Source organism: Beggiatoa alba B18LD (genome assembly GCF_000245015.1).
In the GTDB taxonomy this organism is placed as follows: Bacteria; Pseudomonadota; Gammaproteobacteria; order Beggiatoales; family Beggiatoaceae; genus Beggiatoa; species Beggiatoa alba.
Window position 1 is genome coordinate 3,976,780 of sequence record NZ_JH600070.1, and the last position, 22,589, is coordinate 3,999,368.

A 22,589-nucleotide genomic window follows, 5' to 3' on the forward strand; every position below is an offset into this window, starting at 1 on the left:
CGAGATCGATAGTGCGCGTTTCAACCGCCTGCTTTGGCGAACTAGCTGTAACGTGAGTTATTCGAATATTAGCGAGGAGATTCTAAGTTTCAACCGCCTGCTTTGGCGAACTAGCTGTAACCCCGACGGTCAAAATAATCGCATATTTTTCACTTGCTTGCAAGCCAAAATTTTCATGAAAAATCACCCAAAAAAGTAGAACTCTTTTGCATATTTCTTGCATAATAAAATATATAATTAAATCAATAAAATATAAATATCGTTTTTCAAAAAAACCGCCCATTTTACGACCCTCGAAAAGTAGAACTCTCTTCTTGATTTTAAAGGATTATTCTATTATTCCCGTTTATCCCTACGATAGAGATAACTTGATATTGATACAACTTCATTAAAAAAACAGTAAAGCGATGACAACCCCAATATTGCGAAAAAGTATTTAAAACAGTGGGGAGCATTTGATGATGTTCCATTATGCTTGTTTTTCTTTAGGTACAACTTTTTTATTTCAGCCCTTCTGCTTTTTTCAGTTTTATCATTAACCTGAGTTTGGCGAATTTCTTTTAAGAAGACAACAAGTTGTCTGAATCAGAATTCACAGAATTTTCAGAATTAGCAGAATTAAAAAGCATGATTCACTTTAACTTTTTGGTTTAAGGGGTTTAAATTCTGTTAATTCTGCTAATTCTGTGAATTCTGATTCAGACAAAAAAAAACCTGCTAGGTTTTGAAAACCTAGCAGGTCTGTCGGTAAGCAGAATTAAAAAGCATGATTCACCTTAATTTTTTGGTTTAAGGGGTTTAAATTCTGTTAATTCTGCTAATTCTGTGAATTCTGATTCAGACAAAAAAACCTGCTAGGTTTTGAAAACCTAGCAGGTCTGTCGGTAAAAAGTCTTATCTTATTCCGCTGTTGTTGGTTCTGTTACTGTTGCCACATTCTCTACAAAACCACAGCTCTTGTTTGGGCATACTTTTTGAGTTCCCCATCGTTTTGTGACTTTTAACGTCAAAATGGGTGAGCCACATTGTGGGCAGGGTTCGGCGATAGGTTGGTGCGAAACGGCGTAATTGCATGTCGGATAGGTTGAGCATGAATAGAAAAACGTCCCAAACCGCGATTTGCGTCGCACTAGCGTTCCTGTTTTGCAGGCAGGACATGTAACACCCGTATTATCTTCTGGCATCGGTTCTGTATGTTTACAGGTGGGATAATTGCTACAGCCAATAAATTTGCTGCCATTGCGTGCTTGTTTGACATGTAACGCGGAATTGCATAAGGGGCAAGCGCGTCCTTCAACAACAACGGCTTCTACTGCGGGTGCTGGGTTGCTGTTATCGCCATCAATATTGCGGGTGTAATCACAATCAGGATAAGCAGAACAACCTATAAATGAACCGCGCTTGCCTAACCGTTTTGTGAGTGGTTTCCCACATTTTGGGCAAGCTTCATCTAATACTTCTTGTGTGACATCTTTACGTTGTACGGTTTCCGTTTTTTCGTCGACGAGTTTTTTAAACTTTTTCCAGAATTTGTCCATCACGGGTATCCATTCTTTTTCCCCGCGAGAGATTGCATCTAATTCGTCTTCTAATTGAGCAGTAAAGTTGTAATCGACATAGCGTTGAAAATGCTCGGTTAGAAATTTATTAACGATTCTACCAACATCAGTTGGATAAAAGCGTTTTTTATCTAAAATGGCATATTCACGTTGTAGTAAGGTTGAAATAATCGTTGCGTAGGTGGAAGGGCGACCAATGCCAAACTCTTCTAAGGCTTTTACTAAGCTTGCTTCTGAGTAGCGGGGTGGGGGTTCTGTAAAGTGTTGTTCTGCGCGAATATTTGCGACTTTAACTTGTTCACCAACTTCTAGGGGGGGGAGCATTTTTTCATCTTCATCCCCTTGTTTGCTATCATCAACGCCCTCTTGATATACCGCCATAAAACCAGCATGTACTAATGTAGAGCCATTCGCACGAAAATTATTACCTTCTCCACAGGCAAGGTCGACTGCAACGGTGTCTAAAATCGCGGGGGTCATTTGACAGGCAATGGTCCGTTGCCAAATGAGGGTATAAAGTTTAAGTTGGTCTATGGTTAAGACTTTTGCGAGCGTATCTGGGTAACGGTGTGCACTGGTCGGGCGGATAGCTTCGTGGGCTTCCTGCGCATTTTTTGCTTTGGTTTTATACTGGACAGGGTTTTTCGGTAAATTATCTTTTCCGTAACGTTTTTCGATAACGTCACGAATATCGGCAATGGCTTCATCAGCTAGATTTACTGAGTCAGTCCGCATATAGGTAATTAAACCCACAGCACCATCACCAATATCAATCCCTTCATAGAGTTGTTGCGCTACTTGCATGGTTTTTTTCGAGGCAAATCCCAATTTGCGGGCGGCTTCTTGTTGTAGCGTTGAGGTTGTAAAAGGGGCAGTCGGTTGGCGTTTACGTTGCTTTTTCTCAACTTTGCTGACAATGAGCTTACCATCAGCAAGGGTTATTAATTCATCACGGGCATGATGGGCTTGTTCAGTATTATTAATGCTGAATTGTGTGAGTTTTTCGCCCTTGTATTGATTTAATTTTGCGACAAATTTTTGTTTTTCTTTTTCGTTATCCGCTTCTATTGTCCAATATTCAAGGGGTTTAAACGCTTCAATTTCTTGTTCACGTTCTGCAATCAGCCGTAAAGCGGGACTTTGTACTCGCCCAGCTGAAAGTCCGCGCCGAATTTTTTTCCAAAGTAAAGGGGAGAGGTTAAAACCGACAAGGTAATCTAATGCACGCCGTGCTTGTTGTGCATTAATTAATTCAGAGGAAAGACTACGCGGATGTGCAATAGCATCTTGTACTGCTTGTTGCGTAATTTCGTAAAAAGCAACGCGATGAACTGGCTTTTTGCCAATCAGATTATTTTCTTTAAGAATTTCGTACAAATGCCATGAAATCGCCTCACCTTCACGGTCAGGGTCAGTTGCTAAATAGAGTGTATCCGCTTGCTTGATTGCTTTTTTTATTGTTTCAACGTGTTTGCTATTTTTTTCTATCAATTGATAATTCATGGCAAACGCATTATCAGGGTCAACCGCGCCTGATTTGGGTAGTAGGTCGCGCACGTGTCCATACGATGCCGTAACGGTAAAGTCTTTACCTAAGTATTTTTCTATCGTCTTCGCTTTTGCGGGAGACTCAACAATAACAAGATTCTTAGCCACAACAAATTTAACTCTGGTGAAAGGAAATGATGAACAGGGTCATAACATAAGGTGATATCCCTGTTTTTTCAAACAATAATTTGTTTTTAACGACTGTAATACGGTTGTTAGTCACACTATTCACGTTGTTTAGTGTAGTTGTCCCGCCATTTCTTCATAGACAAGTTCTTCAATCCATGAAAATGCGGTTTCATGATCTGGTTGGTTAAAGAGCACCATGAGAATGACCCATTTTAGGTCTTCTAAAGAAAGTTCGTCAGTTTCTAGTGCCATTACACGGTCTAAGACTAATTCGCGGTTTAGGGGGTCTAAAACGCCAATTTGTTCCAGAAAAAGCAGGAAACCACGGCATTCTAGGTCTAATTTAGCTATTTCTTCTTCTATATAAATTCGAATAGAAGCAATATTTTGTTTTTTAGTATCTTGTGAGTCTGGACGTGAAACTAGCCCGACAAGCCATGTCAAGGCTTTTTGAACTGCTGTACCAGAAAAACCAGCTTCTGTCAGTTCTACATAAAGCACATCGTGTTCTGTACTGATACGGTTATCTTCATCCATGTAATTTTCAAACAGATACATCAAAATATCTAAAATATTATCTTCCACTCAATTTATCTCCGTCAGCTTAGGAAAGCCGTACATAAAGCCCGCCTGCTTGTGAGGCAACAAGCCCTTGCAATTCTAAAATTAACAGCATGGAGGAAACCGCCTCAGCGGTCAATCCACTCAGCTCGACTAGATTATCAATCGATTGCGCTTCTGTATATAAATATTCTAATAAACGCTGGTAATCGCTATCTAACTCAGTGTGCTGGGTGTAGCGTTTTTCAGAAGGAGGAAGTGTAGCTGATGGATATGCGGGGGTTTCAGGTTGTTTGGGTAAATGGAGAAAGAGTTCTTCTATAACATCGGCAGCCGTTTCTACTAATTTCGCGCCTTCTTTTATCAGTGCATGACAACCTTTTGCTAAGGGATTATGAATAGAGCCTGGAATTGCAAAAACATCACGTCCTTGTTCTACGGCTTGACGTGCCGTGATGAGTGAGCCGCTACGCAATGAGGCTTCTACAACGAGTGTGCCAATGCTTAACCCACTGATAATGCGATTACGACGGGGGAAATGTTGGGTTTTTGCAGGTGTGCCTAGGGGTAATTCTGAAATTAATACCCCTGTTTGAGCGATTTGGTGCGCGAGTTCACGATTTTGTGCGGGATAAACGCGGTCTAATCCTGTTCCCGCTACGGCAATGGTGCGTCCTGTCGCGGCTAATGCACCTTGATGGCTGTAGGCATCGATACCTAAAGCAAGACCGCTGGTAATCGTAAACCCCGCTTGTGCTAAGTTTTTTGCAAAATCGTAGGCAATTTCTTTTCCTAAATGGCTAGGATTGCGCGTGCCGACCATTGCAACTTGTTGACTATTTAGTAAGGTGTAATCCCCATGAACAAAAAGAATCGGGGGGGGGTCATGAATTTCGCTCAAACGGTGGGGATAGTGTGCGTCTGCAAAGGTGATTATGTAGTTATTATCTAAGGATAACCAGTGTAAATCTTTTTCTATCGCGCTTTTGTCAGGGTTTTCTAAATAGTGTAAAAGTTCGCCTTTAATACCTAAGGCTGCCCATTCGGCACGCCCTGCGGTCATCGTGTTGCGGGGCGAACCGAAATGTTTGAGAAAACGTAAGAAGGTAACAGGACCAACAGTTGGCGCACGAGCAAGTAATAACCAGTATTCAATATCGGTCACATTGATAGTCGATGCAATCAAGGAATTGCCACTTCATCATGCAGTTGAATTGCAAGCGTTGCGTTGGTAATAACGCCGTAGCTTACTCGGTCAAAGGTTTTAAAAATCATCATCGTTCCAGCACTTTCACTGGGCATTTTAATGGCTTCTCCTCGGTCTTCTTTTATACCACCTGCATGGAGAACTTGTAACACATGACCAATTTCAATGCCGTCGTCTTCGCCTTTATTAATAACAACAATTTGATATTGTCCAATTTGAGAAACGCCATCAACTAAAGCGATAATTTGCCCGTCTTCTAGTTCGTCAGGTGATGATAAAACAAAATCTTGATTATACTCATTATTCACTATGGGCATAATGATATCGCCATCGCGGATTTCTCGTTGAGAATGAGTAACCAGTAATGTGGCAGGGTCGCCTTCTACGGTGAGTTTGGCATCGCCTAAAAAAATGGCTTCATGTGCTAATATCTCGCCATCCAGTGGATTTTGTAAAACTTGACCAAGACGAATAATTGCGTATTCTGCCCCTTTTTCGTTGTCTTCCATTTCGTCTAAACCGCGAACGTAAAGTTTAGAACCCATACTCGCTAATAAAGATTTATCCGCATTTCCAACGATATAGCCAGCTTTTTCTAATTCATCATCAGTGACTATGCGCGGGCGATTAAGGAATTGTTGAATAACTTCTGTGGGTAAAACAGGGGGAGCAGTGTTTTTATTAGAAGAAGCGCGTTCCGCAGGTAATAGCTTTACGTCGCGTCCTTCTTTGATTTGAAGGGCAAAATCTTCCCCTTGTTTGATAAGGCTGACAATATCGCCAGCACGGACTTGGGGGAGTTGGTCATCAGGCAGATAAATAGATTCTTGCCAATATTGTAGAACAATATCAGGATTAGTAACGAATTGTGCAGCAACATTCGCTAAACTTTCGCCAGCGTTGACGACATATCTATTCGGTGGGCTAGCAACGAATTTTGTTTCAGGGCTAAGCAGTAAAATAGTTGCATAGCTTGTGGAGGAACAGAGTAGGAGTAATGAGGAAAGTATCAGCTTTTTCATAGCTTTGGTTCTGTTTATGGGCTGTTTTGGAAAAGTACAGGCAGATTTATTTAAAGAGTATCAAGGTCATCATAAAACAGCAATCTATCGTGTAGATTTTCTCTATTTTTAGAGAAGGCGTTAAGGACACGCTTCACTTAACCTGAATTCTGCGAGTTTCTTTTAAAAAGACAACAGGTTGAATGTTGTAGGGTGGAATAGCGAAGCGTATTCCACCTTGAAATTCTGCAAAAACTGAGTAAAAACAGATTATAAATCGTATGGTGGAATACGCTTCGCTATTCCACCCTACATTTTTTAGTTGTACCTTTGGAAAGTCGTGATGGGCGTTTGGTGATGTTCCATTATTCTTACTTTTCCTTTAGGTACAACTTTTTATTTCTTCTAGTCCGCTTTTATTCAGCTTTTATCATTAATCCTCTATTTTATATCTATTATCTCGCCGTACTCGGGTTAGGATTAAAAAGCGTGATTCACGTTAGTTTTTTTATTTCTTTTTGTTTCAGAGTTTTAAATTCTGTTAATTCTGAAAATCCTGATTCAGACAATCTTTAGCTTGTTTTATAACTCAATTTTGTACCCTACCCCATAAATCGAGCGAATCATCTCTGTATCTGGGGCTAATTCGGCGAGCTTTTTACGTAAATTTTTAATATGGCTGTCAACCGTGCGGTCAGTGACAATGCGGTTGTCTTCATATAGTCGGTCTAATAGTTGTGAGCGTGAATAAACACGTCCTGATGCACTCAGTAGGGTGCTGAGTAGGCGAAACTCGGCTGGGGTTAGGTCTAATGCGTGTCCTTGATAATGAATCGTGTAGCGTTCTTCATCAATGACAAAGCCTGTTTGTGGGTCTTCTAAGGTAGCTTGTACTTGTGTGACCCGACGCAAAATTGCTCTGACTCTGGCTATCACTTCGCGCAGGCTGTAAGGTTTGCAAATGTAATCATCAGCCCCTAGTTCTAATCCTAGTAAGCGGTCAATTTCTTCAACTCGTGCCGTCGCCATCATAATGGGAATATGGGATGTTCTGCGTAATTCGCGGCAAATTTCAATGCCATCTTTATTGGGTAGCATTAAATCTAAAATAATAAGGTCAACGCTGTTTTGCTCACACCATGGTAGAACCAGTGCCCCATCTGCTAGCCAATGTGTGATAAAGCCCGCTTGATGTAAGTAATCTTCTAATAAATGTGCAAGTTTTGGCTCGTCTTCTACGATTAAAATCGTGCGTTGTGTATTTTCCATGTTGTTTTAGCTCTGTTTTAATAAGGGCAGTTCAATACGGATGCCTAATCCACCTAATGAGGCATGAAACGCTTGAATCGTGCCGTTATGTGCTTCAACAATATTTTTACAAATGGCTAAACCAAGCCCCGCCCCGCCTAACGCGCGACTTCTTGATTTATCCACACGATATAAGCGTTCAAATAAATTTGGGAGGGCTTCTGTGGGGACACTGGGCGGCGTATCTTCGAGGGTGATGATAATAGTTTCTTGCGTTGAAGATAATGCCGTACTAATCACAACTTTTCCCCCTGCATCGGTATAACGCAAACTATTTTCTAACAGATTATGGAGTAGTTGCATAAAGCGACGTGCATCTAATTGGCAATAGACAGGGCTAGTTAGTTCGGTTTGATTCTGTAGTTGTAATTGATGTTGTTGTAAGCGAATTTGAAAAATGCTAAAGATATCTTCGATTAAGGCTAGAATGTCTATTTTTTCACGTCGATAATCCAATGCGCCAATATCGGAGAGTGCAAGCTCATATAAATCATCAACTAATTTTCCTAGTCCCAAGACTTCAACATGTAGCGATTTTAACGTATCCATATTAAATTGTCGGATACCATCCTGAATGGCTTCAACTTCCCCCCGTAATATCGCTAATGGCGTGCGCAATTCGTGCGAAATATCGGCAATCCATTGTCGACGAGCGGTTTCATTCCGTTCTAACGTGTAGGCAAGCAAATTAAAATCATTGGCTAATTGTCCTAATTCGTCCCGACTGTTTACCATTACCCGTGTTTGATATTGTCCCGCGCTTAAATGACGAGCGGCTGTTGTGATACGTTGAACGGGGATTAATAATTGTCGTGCTAAAAATAAAGAAGTCAGTGTTGTAATGAGTACGACTAGGGCTGCAATTAAATAATATGTTTGTGTTTGCTGTTTTAAAAAACTGGTGGCTAATTCATCTGTTTCTAACTCACCTTGTCCTAACACTAACCAGCCAATAGTTCGTTGCGCTCTGTCGTTAATTGGGACAGAAATCTCTCTCATCTTATTCGCTTTTAATTCCTCGCTAGAATAAATGATTGGCGTACCAACAATAAATTTTTTATCTGCCGACAATAATCGCAAGCGAGGACGTAAAGACAGGGGTAATAATTTGGGCAAAAATTTTTCTCGCCCTTCGTGGGGTGGCGGTTCGCGTGGAAAATTGGGCAATGGCGCATTATTTGGGTCGCGGGGTTCATGCCGTTCTGCATTTTGATTAGGTGGCGGTGCACGCATCAATGGCGGTGGTGCTCCCCTCTCAAAAAATGGGTTGTCATCCCGCATAAACCTATCATCGGGCGGTTTGGGGTGGGGAAACATCTCATTTGGCTGTAGGGGGTGAAATTCTTCGCCTAACTGTTTATCTAAAAACTCATGCCATTTTTTGGGCGATAAAAACGACCAGTTTTTTTTGATGGCATATTCATTTTCTAATGCTAATCGTACTTTTGCTAATTTTTCAGCATCGACATTCTGTAAATATTCCATAAAACCCGCACGAAAACTCCAGTGCGCAGAAATCGCCATGGCAATGGCGACTAATGTACTGCTGAAAAGTAATGCGAGAAAGAACTTAGCTAGCAACCCAAATTTCATTTTTTCTACCCTCAGTCACTTTATAGTAACCGTACCATAAAGTGATTTAAATCTAGGACTGGCAGTCCTGTGAGGACTGCCAGTCCTTCATGTCGTTTTATAGTGCGTTTACTATAGTTTCTTGGGTCGATAAAAAAGACCACTGAGATTATACACCCCAGTGGTCAAACACTTTCCCTTAAGAACCCGTTAATGACTAAAAAGCAACTTCTTTATTATTCACAATTAATGTCCGTTACATTTTCATCATAATGTTATCATCGCATCCTACTGCTTTAAGGATGTCTGCCACGTCCTTCACCGCCTTGGGGAGCTGGTGGCATTGTCGTAAATTCTTCTTGAGAAATAACACCGTTACCATCTAGGTCTAAATGTGCAAAATGTTGCCATAAACGACCCTCTTCACTTCTCAATACGGTAAATTCAGTGAGGCTTAACCCTGCATCGCCATTAGTATCTGCTAATGCGAATAAGGTTGCTAACGTAGCGCTTGCTTCATCAGGTTGATTTGCAACAAATTCTGAGGCACTAAGCACACCATTACCATCTGTATCTAAACTGGTGAATGCTTGACTAATCCGCGTACTTTTTTTACTACTTTCAGCACCTTGAAGTTCACTCAGGCTTAAACTGCCATCACTATTTGTATCTGCACTGGTAAACTCAGCAGTCCGTAAGGTTTGCATTTCTGTTTCGCTTAATACGCCATCTTGGTCGGTATCGTATTGCGCAACAATTTCATCAGGAATTGGAGGGGGAGGAGGATTTCCGCCTCTTGCAAAAGCGACCGTACTGGTTGATAAAGCAAATACTAAAGCGGCATAAATTGTCGTTCTTTGTAACATGATACTTCCCTCTACATATGGTTGTTTAAGGAGGCAATTAGCGAATTGGTTGCATGAATGCTTGTTCATACAGTGGGTATCGTTAATTTCGTTAATTGCGTTTTGGATGGTGGTAAGTATGCGAGGGAAATGCGGAAGTTTTTTGAGGAAATTGTGAAGATTTTATGGAATCGTTATTTTAACCTGAGTTAGGCGATATTTGTAATAAATAAACAGTGACTTGCTAGGTTTTTTAAAACTTAGCAGGTCTTTTTTTGTCTGAATCAGAATTCACAGAATTAAAAAGCGTGATTCGCATTCATTTCTTGGTTTTAAGGGTTTTAAATTCTGTTAATTCTGAAAATCCTGATTCAGATAAATGCTTGTCTTTTTAAAAGAATCTCGCCGTACTCAGGTTATGTTAAGTTGCCCAAATACGTGGCGGACAAGCAACACGGTTTGCAACCATTGGACGAATCACCCGCCACAAATCAATAAAAAAGGCTTTTGCCTCTTCGGCATGTTGCCCCAAATAGCGTGCAACTAATAAATCTTCCATAATCGTTATGGCACATAAACAGCGCGACTGTTGCAACCACGGTATTAATGCCTGCCGTACAGTATCTTGCATCTCACTATTAAAGGGCGCAACTGTAAAAAAACTACCAATGACAGGTTGATTAGCCAACCCCCACATCTGATGCAACAAAGGGCTTCCCCCCTGATAATGAGCGCGTTCAATCCACAAGCGTTGTTTGACACGCTGAATCTTCAATCTTTGTTGAAACTCACCTTGTGTAAAAGGCGCATGACTGGCTGACCGTCCTAAACAAACAATATCCCACCCCATAAATATGCTATCAGTATGTAACATCACCTCAATTTCACTACGACTACGACTATTTTCAAAAGCGATAGTCTCCTGTGGAAACCATTCCAATACGGCATTATCTGCGACAGAAAGCTGTATCGTTTGTTGAGAAAATACATCAGGATGGGTATATAACTTTGTTGCAGCAGGTGTGGTCAACAAAACATTTGCCGCCGTCGCAACATGAACTTGTATCTGTAACTGGTCACCGCCAACAATGCCAGCGGGTGGATGTAATAAATACACATGACAAGTATCATTACTTTCAGGATAAAACGGGCGTTGTACCTGCAACGGTCCTTGATGATGACGTTGGCTTAAAACGGTGCGGGTTGGTGTACGGGTAAAATAAAGTTGCAACCGTGCTTGCCAAGTATCTTGTGTCATAGTTTAGGCGTATGGTAGTCAAAAAAGTGTTATTGTATCGAAAACCGTTCAAAAACGTACCGCATTCATTCATGATAAAATTATAATCTTAACGCTTTTGTCTGAATCAGGATTTTCAGGAAGCGAACAGACAAAATTCATGATGTCATGTTGTCCCAATATGAAATTGCTATAACCCATAACATTAAGCTATTTTTACAAAAATAATAAATAACTTCTCTATCCTCAACATCTTGCAAGTCTAATATATCGCACTTGCATACAGAAACCACCTTTAATCAAATGCTATTAGGAGAAGACAAAATGCAGATAGTTAAACCTGTCAATCTAATATGGATAAGTCGAACCCTATTCGTTATCTCTCTCGGTTTATTGGCTTTTTATAACCTCAGTTTTGCAGGTATCACACTTGACGAAACAGCAACCCCAAGCACCAGCACAGAGCAAACACTCACCACCACAATAACAAGTTCTGCAACGGAAGCCGATGGACTATTAAACCGCTTACAACAATCTCAAACAGAAGCCCAAGCGACACAACAAAATGTGTTCATGCTACAACGTGCAATAGAAGACTTACGGATTCAATATGAATCTGAACTGGTCGAAGCACGTCACACGGTAGATGCCACCAAACAAGCACTAGCAAAAACCGAAGCGGAATTATCACACCTCCAAACCAAAGCAGAAGCTATCATTGCCGATTTACAAAAGACAAACAATCAAGAAAAAGAAGCACATGCCAAACAAATAGTACAGCTTAATACAGAAAAACAAACCGTTGAAAAAACACTGGCAGATAGTGAAGCGAATTTGAAACAGCTACAAGCAACACAAGCAACTTTGAAAGCTGAATTAGAAAAGATACAAACCCAACAAAATGCATTACAAGCAGAAAAAGATAAATTAACGACGGAATTATCTGAACAAACGGCATTACACACACAAGCACAAACAGCACTGACGCAATTAGAGACAGAAAAACAAGCATTAACCACAAAACTTGCTGAATTAGAACAAGCCCTCACTCAAGCAGAAACCGTATTAACTGATACTCGCCAACAAGCTGAACAAAAAGCGAATGAACAAGCGCAAGCCTTAGAAACAGCTAAAACAGCGTTGCAAACAACAGAAACTATGTTAAGCGACACTCAGCAAAAACTGAGCACCCAAGAAACCGAATTAAAATCTATCATCGCTGATAAAGAAACCGCTTTAAAAACCGCCGAAGAAACCATTAAAACCCTAAAAGCCGATTATGAAAAGCAAATTGAAACATTAAACCAAGAAGCGGTTAAAAAACTAACGGAAACGTTAGATAAAATGAAGCAAGACTATCAAGCAGAATTGCAACAAAAACAAACTGCATTACAAGAGACAGAAACCACGCTAGAAACGTTTAAAAAACAGACTTATAGCGCACAAGCAGAGTTTGTCAATGCCATGCGAACCGCACGTGATACAGAAGACAGTCAACGTCAACAAATCACAACCCTAGCGCAAGAAGTTGAAACAGCCAAACAATCCCAAGAAAAATCAGCAGAATCGGTTTTACAACTACGTCAAACTATTGAAAATTTAACGGCTGAACAAAGCGAACAATTAAGCCTTGCCGATAAAAAATTGCTTGAAGCAACGGAAACAGTAGATGTCTTAACGCTCAAACTTCAACAAGCGGAAACTAAAACAGCTATTGCACATGAAACGTTGAGCGAAGTAGAAACTAAAATGCAAGCACTCAACACGGAGTTAACAGAAAAAATTAGCAGTACACAAGCCACATTACATGAGGCTCACACGAAAATTAAGCAGTTAGAAACCGCGCTTGAAGCCAGCACAGAAGAAGCAAAACAAGCCCACATTCAAAACGACACATTAAAAGCAGAATTAGAAAAATTACAAACAGTTGTTACTCAAGCAGAAGAAAAAGCCATCCTTGCTGAAAAACGTGCAGAAACTGCCGAACTCGCACAAGCACAATTACGGCAAACTGCCGGACAAGTTGTTGCTTTAGGTGGAGAATATACAGAGCGTGGAATTCGCTTAATTTTACGTGATTTACCTTTTGCCAGTGGTAAAGCTACATTGCCTGAAGATGTTGCGCTGTTAAATAAAGTTGCAGATTTACTGAAAGCATTGCCACAACGCAAGATTTTAATTGAAGGACATACCGATGCTAGTGGCAACGCGGATACAAATTTAATGCTGTCTCAACAACGTGCGGATAGCGTAAAACAGGGTTTAATCAATAGAGGTGTTGATGAATCCTTAATGAATAGTCAAGGCTTAGGTAAAGAACATCCGATTGCAGACAACGCGACAGCCACAGGGCGTAAACAAAATCGTCGGGTTGAAATTCTAATTATGCCAATGGAATAAGCACAATATAGCAAACGTATTATAAAACGACATGGAAGACTAGCAGTCCTAGATTTAAATCACTTTATGGTACGGTTACTATATTTCATTGAGTCTTATGTTTTTATCAATAAAAAAACCTGGTAGTGATGAGCTTATCAGGTTTTTTTATGCCTATCTGTCTTTTCTACTTCTGTGTTTCAGTCGGTGTAACAGGTTGTAATTTACCTGCTTTATATAAAGCAGCGGCTTCGCTAACCGCCTGAGTGATGACAAATGCGCCCCGTAATTCCCCTTCTTTAAATCCAATGGCTTTATCATCAGGATAATATTCTTTAATTTTGCTATATAACGCAGCATCCACATTCGCGCCATGACAGGTTAAACAAACTGTGCCTGTTGGAATCGCTTTCATAAATTGGTAATAAGGCTGACCATTGACATCAATCACGGTTAGTTTATCTACCTGTGTTAAATCTTCACCTTTTGCTTGACGTTCCGCAAAATTTTGTAACACGCTTGCTTCCTGTGTATCTGCACTTAAACCATTATGTGGATTGCGATTTTTTAAACTTACTCGTTTGATACTCAAATGATTTTCTTCAGCAATACCTTTTGCAATCACAGGAGCTTGTTCACGACAAACCGCAATTGCATTTACCGCGCCTTCTGTTTGCATCGTTGTCTGCAAAGTCTTTAATAAAGTGCCGCCGAGTTGCTTAGTCATATGACGATAATGCGCAACGACTTGACTTTCTAACGCTTGCTGTTCTGCCGCATTTAACCCCGCTAGCTCCGTTGCTTGACAGGGAAGTATTGCCATCAGACTAAATATAATTAACATTTTTTTCATAAAGTTATCTCCTACGATTTTATACTAACAATATTAGTATATACTAATATATGAAAATTGCAGAAAGAAATTTAACGCAAAGTATAAAATTTATTTGACATAACGTTATCTATAAACTATTATGTTGTCTTCAAGTCAAGCAGTAGGCGCGTAGCTCAGTGGTAGAGCATCACCTTGACATGGTGGTGGTCGGTGGTTCGATCCCACTCGTGCCTACCAAATTTTTAACTCCTTCCTTAAAATGTAGTTTGGGATAAAATATTAAGTTATGTCCTATACTACCATTAGTATTAAATCCCTAAAATCTATAACATAACACGCATCTTACTTTATTTTAAGTAGCGTTATTGTTGATTTTTAATCGTTGTCCACTTCATTCAAATCAAATAAAATTATCATGCTAAACATTACCTTACCTGATGGTAGTCAACGTCAGTTTGACCACCCCGTTACGGTAGCAGAAATTGCTGCCAACATTGGTGCAGGACTCGCGAAAGCCGCATTAGCTGGCAAAGTGAACGGACGTTTAGTGGATACAACAACTACCGTGGACACTGATGCAGATGTCGCTATTATCACGGATAAAGACCCCGAAGGCTTAGAAATCATCCGCCATTCTTGTTCGCATCTCATGGCACAAGCGGTTAAACAACTTTATCCCGATACACAAGTAACCATTGGACCTGTGGTTGATGATGGTTTTTATTACGACTTTGCCAGAGAAAAACGTTTTACGCCTGAAGACTTAGAAAAGATTCAAGCGAAAATGGAAGAGTTAGTCGAAAAAGATTACCCCGTTACTCGTTCCTTAATGCCTCGTGACGAAGCCGTTAACTTCTTCCGTGAAATGGGAGAAGAATATAAGGCGGAAATTATCGCTTCTATTCCCAGCAATGAACCCATTTCCTTATATCAACAAGGTGATTTTATTGACTTATGTCGCGGCCCTCACGTGCCCAGCACAGGCAAGTTAAAAGCCTTTAAACTCATGAAATTGGCGGGTGCTTATTGGCGGGGTGACTCCAATAATGAAATGCTCCAGCGGGTTTATGGGACGGCTTGGGCGAAAAAGAAAGAGTTAGACGATTATTTACACCGTTTAGAAGAAGCAGAAAAACGCGACCATCGCAAATTGGGCAAGCAATTGAATTTATTCCATATTCAAGAAGAAGCCCCTGGCATGATTTTCTGGCACGATAAAGGCTGGACATTATATCTTGCGATTCAACAATATATCCGTCGCATTCTGCGCAAAAATGGCTACCAAGAAGTTCATACTCCCCAAATTGTTGACCGTTCTTTATGGGAACGCTCAGGACATTGGGACAAATTCCGTGAAGGGATGTTTACGACCCATTCCGAAAATCGGGACTATGCCATTAAGCCCATGAATTGCCCATGTCATATTCAGATTTTTAACCAAGGCTTAAAGAGCTACCGCGATTTACCCTTGCGATTAGCTGAGTTTGGCTCTTGTCATCGTAATGAACCATCAGGCACATTACACGGACTAATGCGAATTCGCAATTTTGTCCAAGACGACGCGCATATTTTCTGCACGGATGAGCAAATTCAAAGCGAAGTTTCAAACTTCATTGATTTAGTTTATAAAGTTTATGCCGATTTTGGCTTTAAAGAAATTATCATCAAATTATCAACCCGTCCTGAAAAACGGGTAGGTAGCGAAACAGACTGGGATAAAGCAGAAAATGCTTTAGCTGTCGCCTTACAAAACAAAGGATTAGCCTTTGACTTGCAACCCGGTGAAGGCGCGTTTTATGGTCCTAAGATTGAGTTTTCACTCAAAGACTGCATCGGGCGTGTGTGGCAATGTGGCACGATTCAAGTTGACTTCTCCATGCCTGCGCGATTAAGTGCTGAATACGTCGCCGCTGATGGTAGCCGTCAAGTGCCTGTTATGTTGCACCGAGCTATTTTAGGCTCATTTGAACGCTTTATCGGGATTCTGATTGAAGAACACGCGGGGATATTCCCTTTATGGCTTGCGCCTGTACAAGTTGCTGTCATGAACATTACCGACCAACAAGCTGAATATGCCCGCCAAATTACAGAGCAACTCAATCAACAAGGTTTCCGCGCTATCAGTGATTTACGCAATGAAAAGATTAACTTAAAGATTCGTGAGAATACTTTAAACCGAGTTCCTTATTTGGTGGTTGTGGGTAATCGTGAAATGGAAAACCAACAAATCGCTTTACGGACGCTAAAAGGTGAAGATAAGGGCACAATGTCATTAGAGGCGTTTATCCAATCCCTGAATACTGAATTAGCACCTTACCAATAATCGATAAATCTGATTTTTTACTGCTTTCTTCTATACATATAAAAGAAAGTAAATTTTTTTACTTTATATCTCGTGTGTAAAGTAATTTTACGCTAGACTATAGAGTCTTTAACTCCTTAGTTCCAAGTGAACTGAGTAGTAGTTAAACAGGAAATAGTACGTTTAATGACTTTGGAGGGCTGTTTCATCGCAACGGAAAAGGATAAACAGACGCGCTTAAATGAGCAGATTACTGCGCCAAAAGTGCGTTTAATTGACGCAGAAGGTAATCAAGTCGGAATCGTCTCGATTCGGGATGCGCAGCAACTCGCGACTGACGCAGAATTAGATTTGGTAGAAATCGTCCCTAACGCCAAACCACCCGTTTGTCGCGTTATGGATTATGGCAAGTTTTTATTTGAACAAAATAAAAAGCGTCATAGTGCGAAGAAAAAACAAAAACAGGTGCAAATTAAGGAAATTAAATTCCGTCCAGGCACTGACGAAGGGGATTATCAGGTAAAACTACGCAACCTGATACGTTTCCTAGAAGATGGCGACAAAGCCAAAGTAACCTTACGGTTTCGTGGGCGTGAACTTTCCCATCAGGAATTGGGAATGAAACTGCTAAAACGTGTGGAACAAGACCTGATAGAACATGGGATTGTTGAACAATACGCGAAAATGGAAGGTAAGCAGATGGTGATGATAGTCGCGCCGAAAAAATCACAACAAACTTCCTCATAAATGCGGAGTAGTAGAATATGCCTAAATTAAAATCTCATAGCGGTGCCGCGAAGCGATTCAAGCGCACAGCTTCAGGTGGATTTAAACATGGTCAAAGTTATCGCCGTCATATTTTGACCAAGAAAACCACCAAACGTAAGCGTCAATTACGTCATCCTACGATGGTGCATGAGTCTGATGTGCCAATGTTAAATCGTTTATTGCCTTTCGCGTAAGGAGTAGTACAACATGGCAAGAGTTAAACGTGGTGTTACTGCCCGCGCAAGACATAGAAAGGTTTTAAACGCCGCTAAAGGGTATCGCGGTTTTCGTAAAAACGTTTATCGCGTTGCAAAACAGGCTGTTACCAAAGCGGGGCAATATGCATATCGTGACCGTCGGCAACGTAAACGTCAATTCCGTGCCTTATGGATTGCGCGGATTAATGCCGCTGCTCGTGAGTTAGGTTTATCCTACAGCCGTTTCATTAATGGCTTACATAAAGCAGGTATTGAGGTCGACCGTAAAATGTTGGCTGAATTAGCTGTTTTCAATAAAGAAGCCTTTAAAGCCATTGCTGATAAAGTGAAAAGTACTTTAGCAATAGCCGCATAAGCATATCGCTTCAGCAAGATGTTAAAGAAAAACGCCCGATTTACTCAAAAAAGTAATCGGGCGTTTTTTATTGGACAATGATAATAACCTGAGTTCGGCGAGTTTTATAAAATATAGTAAACGCACTATAAAACGATGCGAAGGACTGGCAGTCCTGTGAGGACTGCCAGTCCTAAATTTAATCACTTTGTGGTACGTTTACTATAGTTCTGAAAATTCTGTGAATTCTGATTCAGACAAAAAAAGACCTGCTAGGTTTTGAAAACCTAGCAGGTCTGTTGGAACACGCGAAAAGGTTTGACGGACTGGCAGAGATTATTCTCTTGTTTTTCATCAAGATTAACCAGACAAGATTACAACATTGTCTGAATCAGGATTTTCAGAATTAACAGAATTAGCGGAATTTAAAATCCTTAAACCAAAAAGTAAGATGAATCATGCTTTTTAATTCTGCTAATTCTGAAAATTTTGTGAATTCTGATTCAGACAAGCCGTTGTTTCTTTAACAGAAACTCGCCGAACTCAGGTTAGTTTACTGAATCATAAATTGGTTTAGGTAATTAGCAACCTTAACTTTTAATTCTTCTAAGGATGAAATATCTAAAACAAACGCGACATATCCAATAATATCTTTGGTTTGTAAGGTAAAATCGATTTTTAACAGCATAATAATGTCTTGTTCTATTGGAATCGTATTACTTAAGACCTCAATTGCAGAACCGACTGTAAATGTCGGTAATTCATTAATTAACTCGTGTCCCAAAATATCGGCAAAGCTGGCTAAACAAGAGTTAAGAATGATATTTCCAACCTCTATCATGGCATCTTGTTCTAACTCGCGTAATTCAGCAGTGGATAATTCTGTTTTAATAATTGCACGGGTTAACTCCAGACTTTTATCCTCTGGAAACAATAAGATTGCTTCCCCCCAAAACGAGCCATGAAATCGTTGGCGAATAGCTGTAATGGGTTTATCGGGTGTCTTATTAATGCTACACGCAGCAGATTGACGCGAAACGAACTCAATATTGGGAATGGATAATTTTACCTCTGCATTAACCATCGTACTCAATGCGGCAGCGGCTTGTCCCATTCCTATATTAAGCAATTCGGTAATAACATCAATTTCTAACTCAGTTAGTTGAATCATTTCAATTTTGTAAGAAATTTAAGATTTTTTCTTCCGTAATGGGTTTCGAGATAAATTGAATACCCATTAAACTTGCTTTCTGCTTAACCATTTCTTGGATATTTGCCGTTAATAAACCAATTTTAGCGCGGGGATATTTTTCTAGTAATTTTGACGCTAATAATAATCCATCCATACCAGGCATGTTTAAGTCTAAAGTCGCAATATCAACTTGACATGATGCAGTTTTACTTAATGCTTCATCGCCATTGCTGGCTTCAATAATTTCCGCTTGTGGATTTGCTTGATTAATGATTGCACGAATAAGCATTCTGGAAACACGGCTGTCGTCCACAACTAAGATGGTTTGTGATGTCATATTAAATTCCTAAAACTTAGTAAACATGCGAATAACCGATAGTATAAAGGAGCAATATTATTTTGGGTATTTTTAGCGGACTTTGATAAAACAATATTGTGCTTCTTTATGAGAATGAATGCACTTTTACATATCTGTGTATAATATTTGTTTATTCATCGCTAAATATCTATTTTAGATTGATTGGTAAATATTATTTTTTTATAAAAATCTTTTAGTTAATGGAGATGTAGATGAAAGAATTTATTTTTTTAATTTTAATACTTAGTCCTATTTTTCTACTGATTACAGTCACTACTTTTTTAAAATCATCCTCTTTTAAAGGGATGCGGGGAGAAGCATGTATTAATAAACTTATTAGTAAGTCATTAGATAAAAAGGTTTATCACTTGCTTAAAAATGTTACATTAGCGATTGACAAACAGCATACCACGCAAATAGATCACCTTGTGATTTCGCCTTTTGGAATTTTTGTCATTGAAACAAAAAACATGCAAGGTGTCATCATTGGTGCACGTGATGATAAACAGTGGATGCAAAAAATTCATCAGCAATATTATCCTTTTCAAAATCCTTTACATCAAAATTATAAACACTTAAAAGCATTAGAAATATTGTTAAATGTGCGCTTGAATCAGTTACATTCTATCGTTGTTTTTAGTGGAAAAAGTAAATTTGCAGCCCCAATGCCTAGGCATGTTATTCAGAAAAAACAATTAATTTCCTTGATTCAGCAAGAGCAAACGCTTTGTTTTTCACCCGCAGAGGTAACTACTTTATTAGATAAAATAGCGACATTGCGTTTAACACCGTCGTTGAAAACGCATAAAGCCCATGTTAAACAACTTGCGACAATCAATGCAGAAAAAGCCTTAACGATGACTTGCCCATGTTGTCAACAGCCGATGGTTTTGCGCGTCACACAACAAGGAAAATCACAGGGGAAACCATTTTGGGGATGTTCTCAATTTCCAACGTGTAAAACAGTCGTTAATATTTCTTAAAGGTGATGGAAACGCCCATGTTATTAACCTTAGAAAAAGTCATTATTCTAAAAACTGTTAATATTTTTTCAGAAATTCCCGAAGAATATTTAGTCGAGCTTGCCTCTAGCGTTGAACAAATTCGGGTAAAAGCAGGAGAAATTATTTTTAAAAAAGGGGATTTAGGCTCGTCTATGTATATTATCGTCGTCGGCAAAGTCCGCATTCATGACGGAGATAAAGAAATTGCCGTCTTAGGCGACCGTGAAGTATTTGGTGAATTAGCCGCATTAGACCCTGAACCCCGTTCAGCGGCCGTCACCGCCATTGAAGATACAACGCTATTTCGTGTCAATGAAAGTATGTTATATGAGCTAATTACAGAGCGAACTGAAGTTGCTCGTGGCATTATTCGTGTCTTGTGCCAGCGATTACGAACAACAACAGATTAGGCAGATTGATTAAAGGATGTGAAATGATGACAACTGATGATAAAAATATTACCCCTGCCAGTCCAAGCAGTTGGGAACGCGATGCACTCACCCGTTTAGCCTTTGCCGCGATTAATGAACAACGTCGCGCTCGTCGCTGGCGGATTTTTTTCACTTGTTTATTTTTTATCTATGCCTTTGCAGTGACGTTTTTAGTCAATCCTAACTTTTTGGAAACAGTGAAAAGCTGGTTCGGTACAGAAACCGAAGAGCCTTTAATTGGTGGCGATAAACATACGGCATTGATTGAAATTAATGGCGCAATTAGTTCAGGTAGTAAAACGAATGCGGATGTGATTATTACAGGGCTACGCAATGCCTTTAAAGACAGTAATACAGCAGGGGTGATTGTTCGCATTAATAGCCCTGGTGGTAGTCCTGTACAGGCGGGTTATATTTACGATGAAATTAAACGGTTGCGGAAAAAATACCCCAATATTCCCTTGTATGCGGTTATCGTAGATTTATGTGCATCAGGTGGATATTACATTGCCGCCGCCGCCGACCAAATTTATGCGGATAAAGCCAGTTTAGTGGGTTCTATTGGTGTGATATTAAACGGTTTTGGTTTTGTTAATACGATGGATAAATTAGGCGTTGAACGTCGCTTATATACTGCGGGGGAACATAAAGGCTTTTTAGACCCCTTTTCGCCTGAAAACCCTGACGAAGTCGCGCATATAAAGAAAACACTGACCCAAGTTCATGAGCAATTTATTAATATAGTCAAGCAAGGACGCGGTGAACGTTTGAAATATCAAACACATCCTGAATTGTTCTCAGGCTTAATTTGGACAGGCGAGCAAGCGATAGAATTAGGGTTAGTCGATGCTTTAGGCAGTAGCAGTTATGTTGCTCGTGACGTGATAAAGGCAGAAAAAATTGTTGATTTTACACCTAATCCAAACTTATTTGAGCGATTTGCAGAACGCTTTGGTTCTAGTGCAAGCCAAACATTTTGGCAAAATTTGCAACCTATTGGCTTAGATTAGCATTAATCGTGGTCTTTCCCTTTTAATACATAATAAAACATGCTAAGTATCAATTCTCTTAAGATTTTTTGTCTAAGCGTAGGGTTAATATTCTCTCTCAATAGCTATGCAGAAATGGAGACGATTTCTATTGTGCCAACTGCATTTTATTCCTATCGAGATTTTGAATATTCTGTTGGTGGGGCGGGCGGTGTGCAAGGCGCAATTAACTCACTGGGCGCGGGTGTTACGGTTATTTATCAACAGTTCTATCTGGATATTGCAGGGGAAGAAAACCCGCGTGCCAGTGAAGAAGAAACTAATAACTTATTATTCACCAATACTGTTGATTTTGACCGCCGTGATTTAACGCTCTCTTTTGGCTATGCCATTAACGAAGCAATTAGCACATTTATTGGCTACAAATATGGTAAATCGACTATTACTGCCCGTCCTGATTCTCCTTTTGCGGGTGAAGAAATCAGTTTAACGGGGGATGGCGTGTTTATTGGGGCGGGTGGTGTTTGGTCTGTACGAGATTGGGGATTTATTTCCTTCAGTGCAGCCTATGCCCAATTAGATAGCACTTATCGAGATTTAACGGTTGATACTGTTAAAGGCGATGCAACAGGAACAAGTTTAAGCGTGAAATGGAAAGCCCCTATTACGGAAAACCTTTTTTATGACTTATCCTTAATTCGTCACGACTACCGTTATACCGATTTCGATAAAATTGAATCGGATATTTCAGAGCAAATTTTATCGTTACGGCTTGGACTAGCCTATCGCTTCTAACACAACACATAAAAATA

General features: G+C 39.9%; 21 protein-coding genes and 1 tRNA gene. 10 read left to right on the top strand and 12 right to left on the bottom strand.

Annotated features, from left to right (window positions below):
- Positions 1 to 82 precede the first annotated feature (82 nt).
- From BEGALDRAFT_RS16380 to BEGALDRAFT_RS16420, 9 genes are all read right to left on the bottom strand, one after another.
- A complete protein-coding gene (locus BEGALDRAFT_RS16380) occupies positions 83 to 283 on the bottom strand; it encodes a hypothetical protein (RefSeq protein ID WP_002691934.1) in 201 nt (66 codons plus the stop codon).
- Between the two features lie 616 nt (positions 284 to 899).
- On the bottom strand, positions 900 to 3,215 hold the full coding sequence (topA, locus tag BEGALDRAFT_RS16385) for a type I DNA topoisomerase (RefSeq protein WP_002691935.1): 2,316 nt from the start codon (positions 3,213 to 3,215) through the stop codon (positions 900 to 902).
- A 129-nt stretch (positions 3,216 to 3,344) separates the two neighbouring features.
- Positions 3,345 to 3,821, bottom strand: coding sequence for a DUF494 family protein (locus BEGALDRAFT_RS16390; RefSeq protein ID WP_002691938.1), 477 nt, complete (start codon positions 3,819 to 3,821; stop codon positions 3,345 to 3,347).
- A gap of 19 nt (positions 3,822 to 3,840) precedes the next feature.
- Positions 3,841 to 4,983, bottom strand: a complete 1,143-nt coding sequence (gene dprA, locus BEGALDRAFT_RS16395) for a DNA-processing protein DprA (RefSeq protein WP_002691940.1) — start codon at positions 4,981 to 4,983, stop codon at positions 3,841 to 3,843.
- Entirely contained in the window at positions 4,980 to 6,026 is a 1,047-nt protein-coding gene (locus BEGALDRAFT_RS16400; protein ID WP_002691942.1) for a hypothetical protein, read from the bottom strand. Before BEGALDRAFT_RS16400 ends, dprA begins: the two co-directional genes overlap by 4 nt.
- 561 nt (positions 6,027 to 6,587) lie before the next feature.
- Positions 6,588 to 7,274, bottom strand: coding sequence for a response regulator (locus tag BEGALDRAFT_RS16405; RefSeq protein WP_002691944.1), 687 nt, complete (start codon positions 7,272 to 7,274; stop codon positions 6,588 to 6,590).
- 6 nt (positions 7,275 to 7,280) lie between these two features.
- Complete coding sequence (locus BEGALDRAFT_RS16410; RefSeq protein WP_002691946.1) at positions 7,281 to 8,906, bottom strand: ATP-binding protein; 1,626 nt, start codon at positions 8,904 to 8,906, stop codon at positions 7,281 to 7,283.
- A 275-nt stretch (positions 8,907 to 9,181) separates the two neighbouring features.
- Positions 9,182 to 9,751, bottom strand: coding sequence for an EF-hand domain-containing protein (locus BEGALDRAFT_RS16415; RefSeq protein WP_002691948.1), 570 nt, complete (start codon positions 9,749 to 9,751; stop codon positions 9,182 to 9,184).
- Positions 9,752 to 10,151: 400 nt separating this feature from the next.
- Entirely contained in the window at positions 10,152 to 10,988 is an 837-nt protein-coding gene (locus BEGALDRAFT_RS16420; protein ID WP_002691950.1) for an urease accessory protein UreD, read from the bottom strand.
- A 303-nt stretch (positions 10,989 to 11,291) separates the two neighbouring features.
- Here BEGALDRAFT_RS16420 and BEGALDRAFT_RS16425 point away from each other — a divergent pair, with 303 nt between their 5' ends.
- Positions 11,292 to 13,367 (top strand): OmpA family protein, encoded by a 2,076-nt coding sequence (locus tag BEGALDRAFT_RS16425; protein WP_002691952.1) that lies wholly within the window; start codon positions 11,292 to 11,294, stop codon positions 13,365 to 13,367.
- Positions 13,368 to 13,533: 166 nt separating this feature from the next.
- On the opposite strand, the gene BEGALDRAFT_RS16430 is transcribed toward BEGALDRAFT_RS16425, so the two are convergent.
- Complete coding sequence (locus BEGALDRAFT_RS16430) at positions 13,534 to 14,199, bottom strand: Tll0287-like domain-containing protein (RefSeq protein ID WP_002691954.1); 666 nt, start codon at positions 14,197 to 14,199, stop codon at positions 13,534 to 13,536.
- A 144-nt stretch (positions 14,200 to 14,343) separates the two neighbouring features.
- Here BEGALDRAFT_RS16430 and BEGALDRAFT_RS16435 point away from each other — a divergent pair.
- From BEGALDRAFT_RS16435 to rplT, 5 genes are all read left to right on the top strand, one after another.
- Positions 14,344 to 14,418 (top strand) — tRNA-Val (locus tag BEGALDRAFT_RS16435).
- A gap of 178 nt (positions 14,419 to 14,596) precedes the next feature.
- Positions 14,597 to 16,504, top strand: a complete 1,908-nt coding sequence (gene thrS, locus BEGALDRAFT_RS16440; protein WP_002691956.1) for a threonine--tRNA ligase — start codon at positions 14,597 to 14,599, stop codon at positions 16,502 to 16,504.
- Between the two features lie 165 nt (positions 16,505 to 16,669).
- Positions 16,670 to 17,230, top strand: a complete 561-nt coding sequence (gene infC / locus BEGALDRAFT_RS16445; RefSeq protein ID WP_002691958.1) for a translation initiation factor IF-3 — start codon at positions 16,670 to 16,672, stop codon at positions 17,228 to 17,230.
- 17 nt (positions 17,231 to 17,247) lie between these two features.
- The gene (rpmI, locus tag BEGALDRAFT_RS16450) at positions 17,248 to 17,445 is read left to right on the top strand and encodes a 50S ribosomal protein L35 (protein WP_002691960.1); all 198 of its coding nucleotides are present in this window, start codon (positions 17,248 to 17,250) and stop codon (positions 17,443 to 17,445) included.
- A gap of 13 nt (positions 17,446 to 17,458) precedes the next feature.
- Positions 17,459 to 17,824, top strand: coding sequence for a 50S ribosomal protein L20 (gene rplT, locus BEGALDRAFT_RS16455; RefSeq protein WP_002691962.1), 366 nt, complete (start codon positions 17,459 to 17,461; stop codon positions 17,822 to 17,824).
- Positions 17,825 to 18,356: 532 nt separating this feature from the next.
- Here the strand turns inward: rplT and BEGALDRAFT_RS16460 are convergent.
- Together BEGALDRAFT_RS16460 and BEGALDRAFT_RS16465 are read right to left on the bottom strand one after the other, a co-directional pair.
- A complete protein-coding gene (locus BEGALDRAFT_RS16460; RefSeq protein WP_002691965.1) occupies positions 18,357 to 18,974 on the bottom strand; it encodes a hypothetical protein in 618 nt (205 codons plus the stop codon).
- 1 nt (position 18,975) lies between these two features.
- Positions 18,976 to 19,332, bottom strand: a complete 357-nt coding sequence (locus tag BEGALDRAFT_RS16465; RefSeq protein ID WP_002691967.1) for a response regulator transcription factor — start codon at positions 19,330 to 19,332, stop codon at positions 18,976 to 18,978.
- Between the two features lie 233 nt (positions 19,333 to 19,565).
- Here BEGALDRAFT_RS16465 and BEGALDRAFT_RS16470 point away from each other — a divergent pair, with 233 nt between their 5' ends.
- The 4 genes from BEGALDRAFT_RS16470 to BEGALDRAFT_RS16485 all read left to right on the top strand — a co-directional run bounded on the left by BEGALDRAFT_RS16470 (position 19,566) and on the right by BEGALDRAFT_RS16485 (position 22,572).
- Complete coding sequence (locus BEGALDRAFT_RS16470) at positions 19,566 to 20,336, top strand: nuclease-related domain-containing protein (protein WP_002691969.1); 771 nt, start codon at positions 19,566 to 19,568, stop codon at positions 20,334 to 20,336.
- Between the two features lie 17 nt (positions 20,337 to 20,353).
- Entirely contained in the window at positions 20,354 to 20,767 is a 414-nt protein-coding gene (locus BEGALDRAFT_RS16475; protein WP_002691971.1) for a Crp/Fnr family transcriptional regulator, read from the top strand.
- Positions 20,768 to 20,790: 23 nt separating this feature from the next.
- Positions 20,791 to 21,798, top strand: a complete 1,008-nt coding sequence (locus BEGALDRAFT_RS16480) for a S49 family peptidase (protein ID WP_002691973.1) — start codon at positions 20,791 to 20,793, stop codon at positions 21,796 to 21,798.
- 114 nt (positions 21,799 to 21,912) lie between these two features.
- The gene (locus BEGALDRAFT_RS16485; RefSeq protein ID WP_040295013.1) at positions 21,913 to 22,572 is read left to right on the top strand and encodes a hypothetical protein; all 660 of its coding nucleotides are present in this window, start codon (positions 21,913 to 21,915) and stop codon (positions 22,570 to 22,572) included.
- Positions 22,573 to 22,589 lie beyond the last annotated feature (17 nt).